This window comes from Microbacterium sp. ZXX196 (assembly GCF_009709595.1).
In the GTDB taxonomy this organism is placed as follows: domain Bacteria; phylum Actinomycetota; class Actinomycetes; order Actinomycetales; family Microbacteriaceae; genus Microbacterium; species Microbacterium excoecariae.
Genome location: NZ_WMEE01000295.1, coordinates 1 through 260, shown reverse-complemented (window position 1 = coordinate 260; position 260 = coordinate 1). Strand labels below are relative to the sequence as shown.

1 protein-coding gene is annotated in these 260 nt (G+C 31.9%); it reads right to left on the bottom strand.

The genetic code is table 11. From position 1 onward, the window contains the following. A partial coding sequence (locus GJQ66_RS14960) for a hypothetical protein (protein ID WP_230379638.1) occupies positions 1–260 on the bottom strand: 260 nt, incomplete at both ends.

Genomic DNA, 260 nt, shown 5'->3' with positions numbered 1-260 from the left:
TACGATGTGATTTGCATACTGTCTTTAATCATAAATCCATGATTTTTTGTACTTTTATAGTCATATAGTGTTTCATCAATACAAATATCTGCATCTATCCCACCTAGTGCAACACGGATATTTGCAGAATATCTGGGATTGTATGTGATCAGACTATCAGGCTTAATAAGACCATTCTTAATGAATACATTATCAAAATTTTTGACTAGGGAAGATATATCTTCGTAAACCACTTTCTCCGTTGGTTTTAGTATGTCTTT